The 17,575-nt window shown below is 74.2% G+C and carries 18 protein-coding genes; 8 read left to right on the forward strand and 10 right to left on the reverse strand.

Translation table 11 applies throughout. The features are described from left to right. Nucleotides 1–6 precede the first annotated feature (6 nt). The gene (locus I598_RS07130; protein ID WP_068202372.1) at nt 7–231 is read left to right on the forward strand and encodes a DUF3107 domain-containing protein; all 225 of its coding nucleotides are present in this window, start codon (nt 7–9) and stop codon (nt 229–231) included. A gap of 30 nt (nt 232–261) precedes the next feature. Here the strand turns inward: I598_RS07130 and I598_RS07135 are convergent, their stop codons facing one another. After that, nucleotides 262–987 carry a ferritin-like fold-containing protein gene (locus I598_RS07135; RefSeq protein ID WP_068202373.1) on the reverse strand — a complete coding sequence of 242 codons (726 nt, stop codon included), beginning with the start codon at nt 985–987 and terminating at the stop codon, nt 262–264. Nucleotides 988–1,207: 220 nt separating this feature from the next. Here I598_RS07135 and I598_RS07140 point away from each other — a divergent pair, with 220 nt between their 5' ends. Continuing rightward, the gene (locus I598_RS07140; RefSeq protein ID WP_068202374.1) at nt 1,208–2,875 is read left to right on the forward strand and encodes a DEAD/DEAH box helicase; all 1,668 of its coding nucleotides are present in this window, start codon (nt 1,208–1,210) and stop codon (nt 2,873–2,875) included. Nucleotides 2,876–3,020: 145 nt separating this feature from the next. Then, on the forward strand, nt 3,021–3,320 hold the full coding sequence (locus I598_RS07145; RefSeq protein WP_068202375.1) for a DUF1905 domain-containing protein: 300 nt from the start codon (nt 3,021–3,023) through the stop codon (nt 3,318–3,320). Nucleotides 3,321–3,335: 15 nt separating this feature from the next. Here I598_RS07145 and I598_RS07150 read toward each other — a convergent pair whose 3' ends face one another. Both I598_RS07150 and I598_RS07155 read right to left on the reverse strand, forming a co-directional pair. Further along, nucleotides 3,336–3,971, reverse strand: coding sequence for a MarC family protein (locus tag I598_RS07150; protein ID WP_068202376.1), 636 nt, complete (start codon nt 3,969–3,971; stop codon nt 3,336–3,338). Beyond that, complete coding sequence (locus I598_RS07155; RefSeq protein ID WP_068202377.1) at nt 3,968–4,819, reverse strand: PHP domain-containing protein; 852 nt, start codon at nt 4,817–4,819, stop codon at nt 3,968–3,970. The genes I598_RS07150 and I598_RS07155 overlap by 4 nt, the downstream gene beginning before the upstream one ends. Before the next feature lie 104 nt (nt 4,820–4,923). On the opposite strand from I598_RS07155, the gene I598_RS07160 reads away from it, so the two are divergent. Then, complete coding sequence (locus I598_RS07160; RefSeq protein WP_232314291.1) at nt 4,924–5,748, forward strand: alpha/beta fold hydrolase; 825 nt, start codon at nt 4,924–4,926, stop codon at nt 5,746–5,748. Beyond that, nucleotides 5,745–7,262 carry an aminopeptidase P family protein gene (locus I598_RS07165; protein ID WP_068202378.1) on the forward strand — a complete coding sequence of 506 codons (1,518 nt, stop codon included), beginning with the start codon at nt 5,745–5,747 and terminating at the stop codon, nt 7,260–7,262. The genes I598_RS07160 and I598_RS07165 overlap by 4 nt, the downstream gene beginning before the upstream one ends. An 87-nt stretch (nt 7,263–7,349) precedes the next feature. Here I598_RS07165 and I598_RS07170 read toward each other — a convergent pair whose 3' ends face one another. Then, nucleotides 7,350–8,258 carry a type IV toxin-antitoxin system AbiEi family antitoxin domain-containing protein gene (locus I598_RS07170; protein ID WP_068202379.1) on the reverse strand — a complete coding sequence of 303 codons (909 nt, stop codon included), beginning with the start codon at nt 8,256–8,258 and terminating at the stop codon, nt 7,350–7,352. A 182-nt stretch (nt 8,259–8,440) separates the two neighbouring features. Continuing rightward, nucleotides 8,441–9,274, reverse strand: a complete 834-nt coding sequence (locus I598_RS07175; protein WP_068202380.1) for a YflT domain-containing protein — start codon at nt 9,272–9,274, stop codon at nt 8,441–8,443. A gap of 60 nt (nt 9,275–9,334) precedes the next feature. Between I598_RS07175 and I598_RS07180 the strand changes: the two genes are divergently transcribed. Further along, nucleotides 9,335–10,483 carry an Mrp/NBP35 family ATP-binding protein gene (locus I598_RS07180; protein WP_068205097.1) on the forward strand — a complete coding sequence of 383 codons (1,149 nt, stop codon included), beginning with the start codon at nt 9,335–9,337 and terminating at the stop codon, nt 10,481–10,483. Between the two features lie 53 nt (nt 10,484–10,536). Further along, on the forward strand, nt 10,537–11,766 hold the full coding sequence (gene galK, locus I598_RS07185) for a galactokinase (RefSeq protein ID WP_068202381.1): 1,230 nt from the start codon (nt 10,537–10,539) through the stop codon (nt 11,764–11,766). Nucleotides 11,767–11,825: 59 nt separating this feature from the next. Here the strand turns inward: galK and I598_RS07190 are convergent, their stop codons facing one another. The 3 genes from I598_RS07190 to I598_RS07200 form a co-directional block, all read right to left on the reverse strand. Next, a complete protein-coding gene (locus I598_RS07190) occupies nt 11,826–13,070 on the reverse strand; it encodes a Na/Pi symporter (protein WP_068202382.1) in 1,245 nt (414 codons plus the stop codon). A 158-nt stretch (nt 13,071–13,228) separates the two neighbouring features. Continuing rightward, on the reverse strand, nt 13,229–14,038 hold the full coding sequence (locus tag I598_RS07195) for an exodeoxyribonuclease III (RefSeq protein WP_083973567.1): 810 nt from the start codon (nt 14,036–14,038) through the stop codon (nt 13,229–13,231). A gap of 82 nt (nt 14,039–14,120) precedes the next feature. After that, a complete protein-coding gene (locus I598_RS07200; protein ID WP_068202384.1) occupies nt 14,121–14,603 on the reverse strand; it encodes a VOC family protein in 483 nt (160 codons plus the stop codon). A gap of 164 nt (nt 14,604–14,767) precedes the next feature. Here I598_RS07200 and I598_RS07205 point away from each other — a divergent pair, with 164 nt between their 5' ends. Then, nucleotides 14,768–15,190, forward strand: a complete 423-nt coding sequence (locus I598_RS07205) for a hypothetical protein (RefSeq protein ID WP_157557179.1) — start codon at nt 14,768–14,770, stop codon at nt 15,188–15,190. Between the two features lie 130 nt (nt 15,191–15,320). Here I598_RS07205 and I598_RS07210 read toward each other — a convergent pair whose 3' ends face one another. Both I598_RS07210 and glyA read right to left on the reverse strand, forming a co-directional pair. Beyond that, on the reverse strand, nt 15,321–16,214 hold the full coding sequence (locus I598_RS07210; RefSeq protein ID WP_068202386.1) for a bifunctional methylenetetrahydrofolate dehydrogenase/methenyltetrahydrofolate cyclohydrolase: 894 nt from the start codon (nt 16,212–16,214) through the stop codon (nt 15,321–15,323). Beyond that, on the reverse strand, nt 16,211–17,494 hold the full coding sequence (gene glyA / locus I598_RS07215; protein WP_068202387.1) for a serine hydroxymethyltransferase: 1,284 nt from the start codon (nt 17,492–17,494) through the stop codon (nt 16,211–16,213). The genes I598_RS07210 and glyA overlap by 4 nt, the downstream gene beginning before the upstream one ends. Nucleotides 17,495–17,575 lie beyond the last annotated feature (81 nt).

Here is a 17,575-nt window from a genome sequence, read left to right on the forward strand (position 1 = left end):
GTCAACGTGGAGATCACGATCGGTGTGCAGAACCTCGCCCGCGAGCTGGTGGTCGAGACCGACCTCAAGCCCGAGGTCGCTGCGAAGGCGGTCCGCAAGGCCCTGGAGGACGGCACCCCTCTGGAGATCACCGACGACAAGGGCCGCCTCGTCATCGTCCCGGCGGCCACCCTCGGGTACGTGCAGATCGGCAGCGGCGAGCAGCGACCCGTCGGGTTCGGCTCGCTCTGACCCGCCGTCCGGTCGGCGGCCCGAGGAGACTCAGGCCGCCAGCCGGAGCCGGTCCATCCGACGCGTGTGCTCCGCCGTCAGACGACTGACGAGCCAGGCGCGCGGGTCGGCGTCCACCCCGAGGGTGCGGGCGGAGTCCCCGGCGAGCGCGGTCAGGTGCGGGCGGGCGTCGACGAACGTCGTGACGAGGCTCAGCGCCTCCCCGACGACCCGCCGCCCCCACAGCGCCAGGCGCGACGCGAGCACCTCGTCCGCCGCGGCGACCTCGTCCAGCAGACGCACGGCCTCGGCGTCCGCGCCGGCCGCCGCCTCGGCCTCCCGGCCCGGCGCGGGTCGCTCCAGCACGGTGCGCAGGGACGTCCCGACATGCCCCTGCACCCCCACGGCGAGGGTGCGGCAGAAGTCCTGCGCCACGCCGTGGCCGACGACGCCCTTGAGCAGACCCTCCGCCCACACGTCGGTGCGGGTGCGCATGTCGAAGTCGACGAACGCCCCGTCGAACGGGGCCACCACCACCGCGGCCGCGTCGGCGCTGCCGTCCGTGACCAGCGCGAGCAGTGCGTGCTGGCGGGTCAGCGCCCGTGCCGCGCCGTCGGCGAGCGCCTGCCGTGCCGCCAGCGTCGGGGCGTCCACCGACCGGGCGGCCAGCAGGCCGAACTCGGCGAGCTCGGTGTAGGCGGCCAGCCCCACGAGCTCGACGACGCCGGCGGGGACGGAGGGGTCGACGCCGGCGGCGCCCGGGGATGCACTGCTCACGTCCTCAGGATAGGCGCCACCGTGACGCACGCCTCCCCCGGTCCGGGCCCGCGTCGGATACCATGTGAGGCGTACCTCGGTTGCCCGGTCGTCTCGATGCTGACCCCCCGCGCGCACCGCGCGACGTGAAATACGCGATCGGCTGCCGACCATCTCGGCGCTGCGACGACCCGCGGCCTGGCCCTGTGGTCCCCGCGCCGACGACCTGCGAAGGCAACCAGTGACCACCACGAACACCACCGCCGACGACGCCACCACGGCCCCGGCGACCCCCGAGACGCTCGACTACTCGTCCGCCGCGGCCATCCAGGCCCAGGACGTCAGCTTCGCCGACTTCGGCGTCCGCGACGAGATCGTCGCCGCCCTGCGCGACGCGGGCATCACCCACCCCTTCCCCATCCAGGCGATGACCCTGCCGGTCGCGCTCCAGGGGCACGACATCATCGGCCAGGCCAAGACGGGCACCGGCAAGACCCTCGGGTTCGGCGTCCCGCTGCTGCACCGGGTCGCCGCGCCGGGCGAGCCGGAGTTCGACCTGCTCCCCGCGCCGGGCAAGCCGCAGGCCCTCGTGGTCGCCCCGACCCGCGAGCTCGCGGTCCAGGTCGCCAACGACCTGCAGACCGCGTCCCGGCACCGCGGCGTGCGCATCGTGCAGATCTACGGCGGCCGCGCGTACGAGCCCCAGATCGAGGCGCTGAACCGTGGCGTCGAGGTCGTCGTCGGCACGCCGGGCCGCATGGTGGACCTGCTCAACCAGGGACACCTCAACCTGACCCGCGCCGCGACCGTCGTGCTGGACGAGGCCGACGAGATGCTGGACCTCGGGTTCCTGCCCGACGTCGAGAAGATCCTGGCCCGCACCCCTGCCGTGCGGCACACCATGCTGTTCTCCGCGACGATGCCGGGCGCCGTCGTGTCCATGGCCCGCCGCTACATGAAGCAGCCGACGCACATCCGTGCCGCCGAGCCGGACGACGACGGCGCGACCGTGAAGAACACGCGCCAGGTCGTCTACCGTGCGCACGCGCTCGACAAGATCGAGGTCCTGGCCCGCATCCTGCAGTCCGACGGCCGCGGCCGCACCATCGTCTTCACGCGCACCAAGCGCACCGCCGCCAAGGTGTCGGACGACCTGCGCGAGCGCGGCTTCGCCGCCGGCGCCCTGCACGGCGACCTCGGTCAGGGTGCCCGCGAGCAGGCGCTGCGGGCGCTGCGCCACGGCCACATCGACGTGCTCGTCGCGACCGACGTCGCGGCCCGTGGCATCGACGTCGACGACGTCACGCACGTCGTCAACTACCAGTGCCCCGAGGACGAGCGCACCTACCTGCACCGGATCGGCCGCACCGGCCGCGCCGGCAACAAGGGCACCGCGGTGACCTTCGTCGACTGGGACGACGTGCCGCGCTGGCAGCTCATCGACCGCACCCTGAACCTCGGGTTCCCGGAGCCGGTCGAGACGTACTCGTCGTCCCCGCACCTGTACACCGAGCTCGGCATCCCCGAGGGCACCAAGGGCCGCCTGCCCCGGAGCAAGCAGGAGCTCGGCGGTCTGGACGCCGAGGTGCTCGAGGACCTCGGCGAGACGGGCAAGCGCACCGCCGCTCCGTCGCGCGGCGGCTCCCGCTCCGGCGGTCGTGACGGCGGCTCCCGGTCGGGCGGTCGCGACGGCGGCCAGCGCGGCGGCCACGGGGGCCAGGGCGGCCGGTCCGGCGGCCAGGAGCGGTCGGGCGCCGAGCGTCCGACCGACGCCCCGGTCTCCGAGCCCGCCGGCGAGGGCTCGGGCGAGGGCCAGCGTCGTCGCCGTCGTCGCCGCACCCGCAGCGGCGGCGGTCGTCCCGCCGGGCAGGGCGGTCAGGGTGCCGCTGCGGCACCCGCCGCCGACTGACCTCGCCCGTCGCGGCCGCAGCCGCTCGTCGTCGTCCCGCTCCTGTCACGGACAGGGGCGGGACGACGTGTCTCCGGGACCAGGTCCGCACCGCACCGACCGCACGGGTCCACGCGTGTCACCGGCCCGTCGTACCGTCAGGTCCGTGCAGCTCACCTTCACCGCACCGCTCTGGCGGTGGACGGCCCGGCAGGACGACGCGTGGTGGTTCGTCACCGTGCCCCCGGACGAGTCCGACCTCCTGGCGGAGCTGCCGCTGCCGCCGCGCGGCTTCGGCTCGATCCGGGTGGAGGTGACGGTGGGGTCGACGACGTGGCGGACGTCGGTGTTCCCGTCGGACGAGCACAAGGCGTACGTCCTGCCCATGAAGAAGCAGGTGCGCACGGCCGAGCACCTGGAGCCCGACCAGCCGGTGCCGGTGCGGCTGGTGACGGTCGACCTGTGACCCGTGCCGGCCGGGTCAGGCCGTCTCGGCGAACGCGAGGACGGCGTCGGCGATCTGCTGGACGGCGATCGCCGCGAGCAGGATGCCCGCGATGCGCGTGATGAGGGTGACGCCGGAGTCGCGCAGCACGCGGTGCAGGACGTCGGCGAACCGCATGGCCAGGTAGAGGCACACGTGGACCAGGACGATGGCGACGGCGATGGCGACGGCGGCAGGGACCCAGTCGTCGACGGTGTGCGCCTGCTGGACGAACACCATCGTCGCGACGATCGCCCCGGGACCGGCGAGCAGCGGAGTGCCGAGCGGGACGAGCGCCACGTTGGCGCCCGCGGTGGCGGCGGTCGCCTCACCGTTCTCGAAGTGCCCGGTGAGGAGCTGCATCGCGACGATCAGCAGCAGCAGGCCACCGGCACCCTGCAGGGCGGGCAGCGAGATCCCCATGTACGACAGCAGCTGCTGACCGAACAGCGCGAACGACACGATGACGCCGAACGCCACGCCGACGGCCTGCAGGGCCGCGCGCCGGCGTTGCTTGCCGCTCATCGTGGACGTCAGCGCGAGGAACACGGGGATGGTGCCCGGCGGGTCCATGATGACGAACAGCGTCACGAACGCCTGCGTGAACAGGGTCAGGTCGATCACCGCGCTCACGGGTGCAGCACCTCCAGGCGGCCACGCCCGGCCAGCTCCTCCAGGACGGCCGGGTCGGTGGCGTTCTCCCCGATCCGGTTGAGCTTGCCCGTGCCGTGATAGTCGCTGGAGCCGGTGACCAGCAGCCCGAGGTCGGCGGCGAGGCCGCGCAGGGCGGTCCGCTCGTCCGGGTCGTGGTCCCGGTGGTCGACCTCCAGACCCGCCAGACCGGCGTCGGCGAGCGCGGCGATCGCGTCGTCCGTGACGACCCGCCCCCGGCGCCCGGCACGCGGGTGGGCCATGACGGGCACCCCGCCCGCCGCGAGGACGGTCCGCACGGCGTCGGCCGTGTCGGGCGCGTGGTGCGGGACGTAGAACCGGGCGCCGGGGTGCAGGATCGTCGCGAACGCCTCGTCACGGTCGGCGACCACGCCCGCCGCGACCAGGGCGTCGGCGAGGTGCGGGCGCCCGACGGTCGCGCCGTCGGCGGTCTGCGCGAGGACGTCCTGCCAGGTGATCGGGTGCTCCTGCGCGAGCAGCCCCACCATGCGGCGGGCGCGGGACACCCGGTCGAGGCGGGTGCGGTCCAGCTCCGCCACCAGGCCGGGGTGGTCGGGGTCCGGCAGGTAGGCGAGCAGGTGGACGCTGAGGCCGCCGTCGGGGGTGTCGGTCCGCGTCGAGATCTCGATGCCGCGCACCAGTGCCACCCCGGTCGCGGCCACGGCGTCGGCCGCCTCGGCCCAGCCCGCGGTGGAGTCGTGGTCGGTGAGCGCGACGACGCGCACCCCGGCCGCAGCGGCCGCGGCCAGCACCTGCCGAGGCGTGTCGGTGCCGTCGGAGGCGCGCGAGTGGGTGTGGAGGTCGATCACGCGCCAAGTGTAGAGACGCGACGGCCGCTCCCCCACACGGTCTCCACGCGCCCTGCCCGGGCCGCGCGCCCGCCGCCACGCCCGGCCCGCCAGGATGGTGAGTCGTGACCGCTCTCCTCCTTGCGCCCTCCCTGACCGCACCCCCGGACGTGGCCCCGGCCCGTCGGCACGGGGTCGTGCTCGTGCACGGCATGCGGCAGAGCTCGCGCACGTGGGCGGCACAGGAGGCCTACCTCGCCGCGGCCGGGCACACCGTGGTCCCGGTGGACCTGCCCGGTCACGGCCGCCGCATCGGTCAGCGCTTCACGCTGGACGCCGCGCACGACGTCATCGACGACGCGGTCGAGTCCCTGCCCTCCGGCGACCCCGTCGTCGTGGTCGGCCAGTCGCTCGGCGGCTACACGACCCTCGGCTGGGCCGCCCGGCGCGCGACGTCGACCACGCACCCGCTGGCCGGCGTCGTGGCGTCCGGGTGCAGCACCGACCCGTTCGGCAAGCCCGTCGCGCTGTACCGGGGTGCGGCCGACCGCGTGGCGCGGACGGCGGCGTCCTGGCGGGACCGCCTCCCGGGTCGTGCGGGGCAGACCCCGCGGACCTCGCCCGACGGCTCGGCACGACCCGGGTGGGGTCTGGTCACGGACGCGCTCGGTGCGCTGGCGGGACGTTCCTCGCTCGCCGACCTGGCCGACGTCCGCGTCCCCGTGTGGTTCGTCAACGGCGCCCGCTGCCACCTGCGCTGGCAGGAGCAGCGCTACCTGCGCACCGCCGAGCGCGGGGCGCTGGTCGTCGTGCCGCGCACGGGGCACGACGTCCAGCTCGAGGCCCCGACCGTCTACAACCGCATCCTGGGCCGGGCGCTGTCGGACTTCACCCGGTCCGGCCCCCTCGTGGGCGCGGCCCACGGCGCGGGTGCGAGACTGGGGTCATGAGCGACACGACCCCCGTCGAGCAGAAGCTCGAGGACCGCGGGAGCAACCGGTCCCAGCGTCCCGACTCGCAGGCCTTCAAGGACTTCATCACCTCCGGGTGGGGTCCGCGCGCGGACCTCGGCGTGACGCCGGACCGTGCGGTGCCGTTCACCGCGGCCCGCCGCGAGCGCCTCTCCGCCCGTTTCCCCGGCACCCGCCTGGTGCTCCCTGCCGGCGCGTTGAAGCAGCGGTCGAACGACACGGACTACCGGTTCCGCCCGCACTCGGCGTTCGCGCACCTCACCGGCTTCGGCACGGACCAGGAGCCCGACGCGGTGCTGGTGCTGCACCCCACCGAGGAGGGCGCGGGCGACGGCGGCTCGAACCACCACGCCGTGCTGTACGTGCGACCGCTGGCGCCGCGCGACACCGAGGAGTTCTACGCCGACGCCCGCTACGGCGAGTTCTGGGTGGGCGCGCGCCCCTCGCTGGACGACGTCACCACCGCCACGGGCGTCGAGGCCCGCCACGTCGACGAGCTGCGCGACGCCCTCGCGAAGGACCTCGGCGCCGACGGCGTGCGGATCCTCGTGATCGCGGAGGCGGACGACGAGATCACGGCCGTCGTGGAGGCCCTGCGCGAGGAGGCCGGGATCGCCGAGGAGGCGTCCGACGCGGACCTCGCCGAGGCGACGTCCGAGCTGCGTCTCGTCAAGGACGAGCTGGAGATCGAGCTCATGCGCGAGGCCGTCGCGCGCACCGCCGAGGGCTTCGAGGCCGTCGTGCGGTCGCTCCCCCGCGCCGTCGGGCACCGCCGCGGCGAGCGCGTCATCGAGACGACGTTCGACGGGCACGCCCGCCTGGAGGGCAACACGGTCGGCTACGAGACGATCGCGGCCGCCGGGGAGCACGCCACCACGCTGCACTGGATCACCAACGACGGCCAGGTGCGCCGCGGCGAGCTGGTGCTCGTCGACGCGGGTGTCGAGGTCGACGAGCTCTACACGGCCGACATCACGCGCACCCTGCCGGTGGACGGCGAGTTCACCGACGTCCAGCGCCGCATCTACACGGCCGTGCTCGACGCCGCGGACGCCGCGTTCGCCGTCGCGAAGCCCGGCGCGCGGTTCCGCGACATCCACGCCGCCGCGATGGAGGTCATCGCCGCCCGCCTCGAGGAGTGGGGCCTGCTGCCCGTCTCCGCCGAGGAGTCGCTGTCCCCCGAGGGCCAGCAGCACCGCCGCTGGATGGTGCACGGCACGTCCCACCACCTCGGCCTGGACGTGCACGACTGCGCGCAGGCCCGCCGCGAGATGTACCTCGACGGCGTGCTGGAGCCCGGCATGGTCTTCACCATCGAGCCCGGCCTGTACTTCAAGGCCGACGACCTGGCCGTGCCCGCCGAGTACCGCGGCATCGGCGTCCGCATCGAGGACGACGTGCTCGTGACGGCCGACGGCAACGAGAACCTCTCCGCCGCGCTGCCCCGGCGCCCGGAGGACGTCGAGGCCTGGATGGCCGGGCTGCGCGACTGACCGCGGGTCGCTTCGGTCGGTCGTCACCGGTTCGGTCACCCGAGTGACCGAACCGGTGACGACCGACCGAACTCGTGCGGTCCCCCGTCAGTCCGGCAGCGGGAGGTTCCGGTTCACCCGGAAACCTGCCGCGACGACGTCCGGGAAGCGGGCGGACACCCTCGCCACGACCCGGGCGACGCCGCCGGGGCCGGTGGCCGTCACACGCACCGGGTTGATCCCCGTCGCCCGGATGGCGTCGAAGCGCAGCTTCTCTCGCCACAGCTCCTCCTGACCGGAGGTCGCGTACTTGGAGCGGCCGTCGAACTCGAGGTAGACACCGTGCTCGCGCCAGCCGAGGTCGCAGTGGTAGGTGCGCTCCGCGGTGACGACGGGGGCCTGCGTCCGGGGTCTCGGCATCCCCGCACGCAGGCAGACGTACCGCGCCCAGGTCTCCCACGGGGAGTCCGCCCCGGCATCCGCGTGGTCCAGCACCCACCGGGCTCGCACCCGGCCGTTGCGCCGCGGCGACTCGGCGAGCATCCGGCGCGCCACCTCGAGGTCGAGAGGATCGGGCAGCCGCAGCGCGGAGTCCGCGATCACGAGCGCCGCCAACGGGTGCAGGTCGAGCGCACAGTCCAGGACGGTCCGCTCGGGAGAGGTGATCGTGAGACCGGCGACCGACGTCCGCTGGTCCGCCGGCACCGACCCGAAGTGCCAGGCGACGTCTCGCGAGGCGTGCCCGGATCGTCGGTAGCCCCGCACGACGTGCGTGACCCGGGGCGTCCGCCAGGTGCGACAGCCCAGGAGGACCGCCGCCGTCTCGTGGCTGAGCACGGCGTCCGGGCCCAGCTGGAGCACCAGCGCCCGGGCGCGGTCGGCGACGGTGGGCTCCGCGTGCTCCGCCGCGAGGTAGGCGCCCCGGCGGACCGTGCGCACGGCACCGGCCCGTCGGGCGCGGCTCAGGGTCTCGCCGGGGAGGTCGCGCGCCAGGAGTATCTCTCGCTCGCTGTGCATCGCCCGATCATCGGGGGCGGTCACGGTGACCCGCAGCGCGTCGTCCTCCGGCTGTGGAGAAGGTCCGCCCGAGGGGCACGGTGGACGACGGGAGCCGTGGCGCCGGTTCGGTCGGTCGTCACCGGTTCGGTCGCTCTGGTGACCGAATCGGTGACGACGGACCGAACCCGGCGCCCGCGGGCTCAGCGTGCGGGCGGGGGCGCCCAGGGGTCGTCGTCGGAGTCGCCGGGAGCCGGCTCGGTGCTCGACGGCGCGGGCGGCTGCGGGCCCGTCTGCGGCGGCTGCGGGTGGGACGGGCCCTCGCCGCCGGCCACCGAGGTCGTCGAGGAGCCGCTGCCCGTGTCCGGCTGGTCCGGCGTCGACGGCGCCTCCCCGCCGGGACGCATCGCGCCGTAGCGCGGCGCGCCGTCGGGCAGCGTCCAGCGCGGGTCCGGGGCGGAGGGTGCCGGGGTCGTCCCGGCGCTCGTGCCCGTCGGGGGGCCGACGGCGGGGCCCGGGGCGGCGACCGCCCGCTCGGGACGGCGGGGCTTGCCCAGGCCCCCGGGGGACTCGGTCAGCATCCGCCGCGCCTCGCCGGAGTGCTCGGTCGCGCACAGCAGGGCGTAGGTGGACGCGACGATCTGCGACTGCGACGTGAAGTCCCGACGACCGCCGGTGAACGCGTAGGACAGCACGGAGAACATCAGGCCGAACCCGGCACCGAGCGCCATCGCGACGAGCAGCACGCTGGACTCGCCGCCCGCGAACAGCGTGAGGAGCAGACCGACGAAGAACCCGAACCAGGCGCCGGACAGCGCACCCGCCAGGGCGACCCGGCCGTACGTGAGACGTCCCGTGACGCGCTCCACCATCCGCAGGTCGGTGCCCACGATGGTGACGTGCTGCACGGGGAACTTCTCGTCGGACAGGTAGTCGACGGCCTTCTGCGCCTCGAGGTAGGAGTCGTAGGCCGCCACCTCGTCCCCCTGCGGCAGGGTGGGGACGCGGGGCACGGGCGACGGGCGGCTGAAGCTCATTCGCCCAGTATTTCCTACTGTGCGCACCGTGGCCACATGCGCTCCGCCTACGATCGGGTCATGAGCACCACCCCCCTGGAGGACAAGGTCCGCGCCGCGCTGGCGACCGTCGTCGACCCGGAGATCCGCCGGCCGGTCACGGAGCTGGACATGGTCCGGTCCGTCGCCGTGCGCGACGGGGCGGCGGGCGCGCACGTGGTCGTCGGGATCGATCTCACCGTGGCGGGCTGCCCGATGAAGTCGCAGCTGGTCTCCGAGGTCACGGCGGCCACGGTCGAGGTGGACGGCGTGGCCACCGCCGAGGTGGAGCTGGGCGTCATGACCCCCGAGCAGCGCGCCGCCCTGCGCACCCGGCTGCGGGGCGGCACGGGCGACCCGGTGATCCCGTTCGCCCAGCCGGGCTCGTTGACCAAGGTGATCGCGGTCGCGTCCGGCAAGGGCGGGGTGGGCAAGTCGTCGGTGACGGCGAACCTCGCGGTGGCGATGGCGGCCGACGGCCTGAGCGTGGGCGTCGTGGACGCCGACATCTACGGCTTCTCGATCCCGCGCATGCTGGGCGTGGACCGGCAGCCGACGCGCGTGGACTCGATGCTGCTGCCCCCGGTCGCGCACGGCGTCAAGGTGGTCTCGATCGGCATGTTCGTGCCGGCGGGGCAGCCGGTGGTGTGGCGCGGGCCGATGCTGCACCGCGCGCTGGAGCAGTTCCTCGCCGACGTGTGGTGGGGCGACCTGGACGTGCTGCTGCTCGACCTGCCGCCCGGCACGGGCGACATCGCGATCTCGGTGGCGCAGCTCCTGCCCGGCAGCGAGATCCTCGTGGTGACGACGCCGCAGGTCGCGGCCGCCGAGGTGGCGGAGCGAGCCGGGTCGATCGTGACGCAGACGTCGCAGGGGCTGGTGGGCGTGGTCGAGAACATGTCGTGGCTGGAGCAGCCGGACGGCTCGCGGCTCGAGGTGTTCGGGTCCGGCGGTGGCGCGGCGGTGGCGGAGCGGCTGGCGAAGGCGGTCGGCCAGGACGTCCCCCTGCTCGGGCAGGTGCCGCTGGACGTGGCCGTCCGCGAGGGTGGCGACGGCGGCACCCCGGTGGTGCTCACCGCCCCCGACGCGCCCGGTGCCCGCGTGCTGCGCGACGTGGCCCGCCTGGTGGCGGGCCGGCGCCGCGGGCTCGCCGGGATGCAGCTCGGCGTCACGCCGGTGCGGGCGGTCTGACGCATCCCGGACGGTGGGCCGAGAGCGGTCACAGGTCGGCGATACTGGGGGCCATGACGTCTCCCCAGTGGCTCGACTCCTGGACCGCCGACGACGGCGCCGCCCGCGTCCGCACCCTCTTCGCCGAGGCCTTCGGCGCCGACGGCGACCCCGACGGCGTGTGGTCGGCTCCCGGCCGCGTGAACCTCATCGGCGAGCACACGGACTACAACGCCGGGCTCGCCCTGCCCGTGGCGCTCCCCCACCGCACGTACGTCGCGCTGCGCTCCCGCACCGACGACGTCGTCCGCCTCGCCTCCGCACAGGCCCCCGGCACGACGTGGGAGACCACGCTCGGCGAGGTGGGGCCCGGCGCGACGACGGGCTGGGGCGCGTACGTCGCCGGCGTCGCCTGGGCGCTGCGCGAGGCCGGGCACACCGTCACCGGGTTCGACGCCGTCGTCGACTCGTGCGTGCCGTTCGGTGCCGGCCTGTCGTCGTCGGCGGCGCTGGAGTGCGCTGTCGCGGTCGCCCTGGACTCCGTCCACGACCTCGGTCTCGGCGCCGACGACGCCGGTCGCGCCGAGCTGACCGCGGCGTGCGTGCGCGCCGAGAACGAGATCGCCGGGGCGCCCACCGGCGGCATGGACCAGGCGGCGTCGCTGCGCTGCTCGGCCGGGCACGCCCTGCTGCTGGACTGCCGACCGGGCCTGTCCGCCCTGGAGTCCGGCCGCCGCGTCCCGTTCGACCTGGTGCCCGCCGGTCTCACCCTGCTCGTCGTGGACACCCGGGCCGAGCACGCGCTCGTCGACGGTCAGTACGCGGCCCGCCGTGCCGCCTGCGAGCGGGCCGCCGCGCTGCTCGGCGTCGAGAACCTGCGGGCGATCGACCCGGCGGACCTCGACGCCACGATGGCCCGGCTGGCCGACGCCGAGGACGGCGCCATGCTGCAGGCCCGCGTGCGGCACGTCGTCACGGAGATCGCCCGCACCGCCGAGTTCGCCGAGCTGGTGCAGGGCGGCCGGCTCGCCGAGGTCGGCCCGCTGATGAACGCCTCGCACGACTCGCTGCGCGACGACTACGAGGTGTCCGCACGGGAGCTCGACCTGGTCGTCGACGTCGCCCGGGCCCACGGCGCGCTCGGCGCCCGGATGACGGGCGGCGGGTTCGGCGGTTCCGCCATCGCCCTCGTGCGCGCCGCGGACGTCGACGCCGTCGTGGCGGCCGTGGACGGCGCGTTCGCCGACGCGAGGCTCACCGCCCCCGGCTTCCTGCTCTCCCCGCCGTCGCAGCCCGCCGGCTGAGGGCACAGGGACGACGACGGCCGGTCACCAGGACCTCGGTGACCGGCCGTCGCCGCGGGTCAGAGGGCCGCGGTGACCGCGATGAGCGCGAGCGGGATGCCGATGAAGACGCCCAGCACCCACGCGGCGGCCCAGGCCTTGTGGGTCGCGGCGAGGTTGCCGAGCCACGTCGCCCCGCGCAGCGGGATGTCCCGCAGCAGCGGCAGGCCGAAGACGACGGCGGCCGCGAAGATGTTGAACAGCATGTGCACGAACGCGGCCTGGAGGGCGAGGGTGGCGTCCGCGCCGGTGAACGCGAACGCCGCGATGAGCGCGGTCACGGTGGTGCCGATGTTGGCCCCCACGGTGAACGGGTAGATCTGACGCAGCGAGAACGTGCCCGACCCGGCCAGCGGGATCATGAGGCTCGTCGTCGTCGACGACGACTGCACCATCATCGTCACCGCGGCACCGCTGACGAGGCCGCTCACGGGACCACGCCCGACGGACCGGTGCAGCACCTCGGCCGCCCGCCCGACGAGCAGCGCCTTGAGCAGGCGGCCCAGCCAGTTGATGACCAGCAGGATGAGGCCGATCCCGAGCAGGATCATCCCGATGCCGTGCCACACACCGGGCAGGGCCGACGTGGCGCCCTCGAGGAGGTTCGCCAGCGGCTCCGTGACGGCGTCGACGACCGACCCGACGGCGCCGAACAGCGTCGCGACGAACCCGCCGTCCGTCCCGGACACCGTGCCCGCGAGCCAGCCGGACGTCCTCTCCAGCAGCCCGAACATCAGCTCCAGCGGCAGGAAGATGGCCACGGCGACCAGGTTGAAGAAGTCGTGGACGGTCGCCGCGGAGAACGCCCGGCGGAACGCCTCGCGGTCCCGGGCCGCGCCGAGGCTGACGAGCGTGTTGGTGAGCGTGGTGCCGATGTTGGCGCCCATGAGCAGCGGGATCGCGATCGAGATGGGCAGCCCGCCCGCGACGAGGCCGACCGTGACCGACGTCGTCGTCGAGCTCGACTGCACGAGCGCGGTGAACAGCACGCCGACCATGAGGGCGACGAACGGGTTGGACGCGAACGCGAAGAGCTGCTCCGCGGAGTCCCCCGTGGCGGCGGCGAAGCCCGACCCGATGAGCTCGACCGCGGTGATCAGGACGTAGACGCCGACGGCCACGCCGAGCCACCCGGCGGTGCGCTGCGCGCGATCCGACAGGCCGAACCGCGACAGCAGACCGACAGGTGCCGGTCCGGACGGCGTCGGGACGGGCGCCGGCGCGGTCGTGGTGGTCACGGACGCCTTCGGCAGGACGTCGGTCATCAAGGCTCCCGGGTGGGTCGGTGACAGCCACCGGTCGGTGGCCGCAGCACGTCATCGCGACCGAGTCGACCAGGCGTCGATGACCCGGACCCGGCGTCCAGGTGAACATCGGGTGAACTCACCCGGTCTCGTGCATCACACGTTCATCTCGCCGCCCGTCAGAGGTCGTAGGTGGCCAGCAGCGGGGCGTGGTCGCTCCACCGCGCCTCGTACGTCGCGGCCCGGTCCACCTCGACCTTGACGGCGCGGTCCGCGAGCACCGGGTTGGCGAGCTGGTAGTCGATGCGCCAGCCCTTGTCGTTGTCGAACGCCTGGCCACGCCAGGTCCACCAGGTGTAGGGGCCGGGACCCTCGCCGCCGTGGGCGCGACCGAGGTCCGTCCACCCCGCGTCGAGCCAGCGGTCGACGTAGGCGCGCTCCGTCGGCAGGAAGCCGGCGTTCTTCACGTTGCCCTTCCAGTTCGCGATGTCGACCTCGCGGTGGGCGATGTTGACGTCCCCCGCGACGACCACGGGCGCGTCGTCGCGGACGAGCTCGTCGAGCCGGGCGGACACCTTGTCGAGGTGCGCGTACTTGGCGGCCATCGTGTGCTCCTGGCCCGGCTTCGCCGACCCGGAGTGCAGGTAGGCGGACACGACGGTGAGGCGACCGCCGTCCGGCAGCGCGAGGTCGGCCTCGAGCCAGCGGCCGGTGTCCACGTCGGGTTCGGTCCCGTCCGCGCCCGGCAGGCCTGCGCGCGAGGCGGTGATCGGCAGCCGGGACACGACCGCCACCCCCGCGCGACCCTTGATCGCGCACGGCAGGTGCGCGACGTGCCACCCGTCGAACTGGGCGGCCACGACCTCGTCGGGGGCGCGGACCTCCTGGAGCAGCAGGACGTCGGGGGCTCGGTGGGCGGTCCAGGTGTCCATGCCGCGACGGACGGCGGCTCGGATCCCGTTGACGTTGGCGGTGGCGACGGTCAGCACGCCGGACATCCCACCACACGGCGCCCACATCGTCAGCGGCGCAGGTCACGCCCGTCCGACGACGGCCCGCCGCGACCCTCGATCAGTCGCCGCGGTAGGCGGCCTCCAGCGCGGCGACGTCGATCTTCGTCATCTGCAGCATGGCCTGCATGGCGCGGCGGTTGGCGGGCGTCGTGTAGTCCCCGCAGAGCTCCTCGAGCTGCTGCGGGACGACCTGCCAGCTCACGCCGAAGCGGTCCTTGCACCAGCCGCACGGGCCGGGCTCGCCGCCGTCGGCGGTGAACAGCTCCCAGTAGTGGTCGACCTCGTCCTGCCCGTCGCACAGCAGGTAGAAGCTGAACGCCTCGTCGAGGCGCAGCGAGGACCCGGCGTTGAGGCCGACGACGTCGATCCCGCAGACGGTGAACTCGACGATGAAGGGCGAGCCCTCGGTCGCTCCCGGCACGCCGTCGGGGGCGACGAGCACCTTCTCCACGCTGGACCCTGGCACGTGCTCGGCGTAGAACGCGGCCGCCTCGTGGGCGTTGTCGTCGGCGAACCACAGGTGCGGTCGGACGGTGACCATGTCTCCTCCTTCACGACCCCGCGGGCCGGGGTCCCAGGAGTCGGGACGGTGACGCGAGGGCGAACTCATCGCCCGGGTGCCGGCAGCAGGTGCGGTGCCGGCCACCGCGACGCAGGATCAGGGGTGCGGGCACGACGTCCGCCCGACCCGAGGAGCAGATGACGATGCGACAGACCCGCCGGTGGACCTCGTTCGCCGTCGCCGTGCTGGCGGCAGGCGCACTGACCGCGTGCAGCAGCGACACCCCGGAGGAGAACAGCGCCGACGCCTGCTCGAGCTGGACCGCCTACACGGCGGCCGTCGACGACCTGGTGGCGGTGCTCTCCTCGGAGACACCCACCGTCGGGGAGGTCCAGGACGCCCGCGACGCCGTGGGCGACGCGTACTCCGACCTGGAGGACGCCGCCGAGGACGTCGCGGCGGACCGCACGTCGGAGCTCGAGGACGCCTGGGACGGGCTGGAGTCCGCGCTCGGCGACGTCCCGGACGACGACACGCTGTCGGAGGCCCGCGCGTCGCTCCAGGAGGAGGCGACCGGGGTCCGCACGGCGGCCGACGGCCTGAACGCCGAGCTGGGCTGCTCCTGACCGCCGCCCCACCCGCAGACACCGACGCATCGAGCGTGCCGGCTCGACACCTCACCACCGTTCGTGAGGTGTCGAGCCGGCACGCTCGTCGACCGGACGCGGGCCCTCAGGTCGGACCGGGCAGCCCGGGTCAGGCGGCGGCGATCCCCGCGGCCCGCTCGGCGGTCTCGACGACGTTCGCGAGCAGCATGGCGCGGGTCATCGGCCCGACGCCGCCCGGGTTCGGCGAGTACCAGGACGCGACCTCGCGCGCGGCGGGGTCGATGTCCCCCACGACGCGGGACTTCCCGGTCTCCGGGTCCGTCTCCCGGGAGACGCCGACGTCGATGAGCACGGCTCCCGGCTTCACCATGTCGGCGGTGACGAGGTTCTTCACCCCGGCACCGGCGACCACCACGTCCGCGCGGCGCACGAGCTCCGGCAGGTCGCGGGTCCCGGTGTGCGTCAGCGTCACCGTGGCGTTGACGGCCCGCCGCGTCAGCAGCAGGCCGATGGGACGGCCCACGGTGACACCGCGACCCAGCACCACGACCTCCTTGCCGCGCAGGTCGACGTCGTGCCGCAGCATGAGGTCGATGATCCCGCGGGGCGTGCAGGGCAGCGGGGAGTCGATCTCCTCGTTGACGCGCAGCACGAGCCGGCCCAGGTTGGTCGGGTGCAGGCCGTCGGCGTCCTTGGCGGGGTCGACGAGCTCGAGCACGCGGTTCGTGTCGATGCCCCGCGGCAGCGGGAGCTGCACGATGAACCCGGTGCAGGCCGGGTCGTCGTTGAGGCGGCGCACGGCCGCCTCGATCTCCTCCTGCGTGGCGTCGCCCGGGAGGTCCTCCCGGATCGACTCGATCCCGACCTCGGCGCAGTCGCGGTGCTTGCCCGCGACGTACCACTGCGAGCCCGGGTCCTCACCGACCAGCAGCGTGCCGAGGCCGGGCACCACGCCGTGCTCGCGCAGCACCGCGACCCGCTCGCGCAGCTCACCCTTGATGACGGCGGCGGTGGCCTTGCCGTCGAGGACCTGCGCCGTCACTGGGCCAGGCCCGGGTAGAGCGGGAAGTCGGCGGTGAGCTTCGCGACGCGGGCGCGCAGCGCGTCGGCGTCGGCGGAGGCGCCGTCCCGCAGCGCGGCGGCGATGATGTCGGCGACCTCGGTGAACTCGGCGTCGCCGAACCCGCGGGTGGCGAGCGCCGGGGTGCCGATGCGCAGGCCGGACGTGACGCGCGGCGGGCGCGGGTCGAACGGCACCGCGTTGCGGTTCACGGTGATGCCGACCGAGTGCAGGAGGTCCTCCGCCTGCTGGCCGTCCATCGCCGAGTTCCGCAGGTCGACGAGCACGAGGTGCACGTCGGTGCCGCCGGTGAGGACGGAGACGCCGGTGTCCGCGACGTCGGCGTGGCCGAGCCGCTCGGCGATGATCTGCGCGCCGCGCAGGGTGCGCTCCTGACGCTCCTTGAACGCCTCGCCCGCGGCGATCTTGAACGCGACCGCCTTGCCGGCGATGACGTGCATGAGCGGGCCGCCCTGCTGACCCGGGAACACGGCCGAGTTGATCTTCTTGGCGTACTCCTCCTTGGCAAGGATGAAGCCGGAGCGGGGGCCGCCGATGGTCTTGTGCACGGTGGAGGACACGACGTCGGCGTGCGGCACCGGGGACGGGTGCAGGCCGGCGGCCACGAGGCCCGCGAAGTGCGCCATGTCGACCCACAGCTTGGCGCCGACCTCGTCCGCGATCTCGCGGAACGCCGCGAAGTCGAGGTGGCGGGGGTACGCGGACCAGCCCGCGATGAGGACGTCGGGCCGGTGCTCGAGGGCCTTCTTGCGGACCTCGTCCATCTCGATACGGTGCGAGACCGGGTCCACGCCGTAGGCGCCGACGTCGTACAGCTTGCCGGAGAAGTTGATCTTCATGCCGTGCGTGAGGTGGCCGCCGTGGGCCAGCTCCAGGCCGAGGATCTTGTCGCCCGCGTTGATGAGGGCGTGCAGCACGGCCGCGTTGGCCTGGGCGCCGGAGTGCGGCTGAACGTTCGCGTACTCGGCGCCGAACAGCTCCTGGGCGCGCGCGATCGCGAGGTTCTCCGCGACGTCGACCTGCTCGCAGCCGCCGTAGTAGCGGCGGCCGGGGTAGCCCTCGGCGTACTTGTTGGTGAGGACCGAGCCCTGGGCCTGCAGGACGGCGCGGGGCACGAAGTTCTCGGAGGCGATCATCTCGAGGGTGTCGCGCTGGCGGGCCAGCTCACCGTCGAGGACGGCCGCGATCTCGGGGTCGATCTCGGCGAGCGGCGCGTCGAACGTGGGGTCGGGAGTGCTCATCGGGCGTCTCCATGCTGTGTCGGCGGTGGTCGATCGTGGTGTCGCTCGTGGGCGAGCGATGTTCACAGGTGGTGCTTGATC

The organism is Isoptericola dokdonensis DS-3, from assembly GCF_001636295.1.
In the GTDB taxonomy this organism is placed as follows: Bacteria; Actinomycetota; Actinomycetes; order Actinomycetales; family Cellulomonadaceae; genus Isoptericola; species Isoptericola dokdonensis.

Excerpts from the sequence above, each read along its gene's own strand:
- I598_RS07165 (WP_068202378.1), top strand. The coding sequence starts at position 5,745 with ATGAGCGACACGACCCCCGTCGAGCAGAAGCTCGAGGACCGCGGGAGC.
- I598_RS07170 (WP_068202379.1), bottom strand. The coding sequence starts at position 8,258 with ATGCACAGCGAGCGAGAGATACTCCTGGCGCGCGACCTCCCCGGCGAG.
- I598_RS07175 (WP_068202380.1), bottom strand. The coding sequence starts at position 9,274 with ATGAGCTTCAGCCGCCCGTCGCCCGTGCCCCGCGTCCCCACCCTGCCG.
- I598_RS07180 (WP_068205097.1), top strand. The coding sequence starts at position 9,335 with ATGAGCACCACCCCCCTGGAGGACAAGGTCCGCGCCGCGCTGGCGACC.
- galK (WP_068202381.1), top strand. The coding sequence starts at position 10,537 with ATGACGTCTCCCCAGTGGCTCGACTCCTGGACCGCCGACGACGGCGCC.
- I598_RS07190 (WP_068202382.1), bottom strand. The coding sequence starts at position 13,070 with ATGACCGACGTCCTGCCGAAGGCGTCCGTGACCACCACGACCGCGCCG.
- I598_RS07200 (WP_068202384.1), bottom strand. The coding sequence starts at position 14,603 with ATGGTCACCGTCCGACCGCACCTGTGGTTCGCCGACGACAACGCCCAC.
- I598_RS07205 (WP_157557179.1), top strand. The coding sequence starts at position 14,768 with ATGCGACAGACCCGCCGGTGGACCTCGTTCGCCGTCGCCGTGCTGGCG.
- glyA (WP_068202387.1), bottom strand. The coding sequence starts at position 17,494 with ATGAGCACTCCCGACCCCACGTTCGACGCGCCGCTCGCCGAGATCGAC.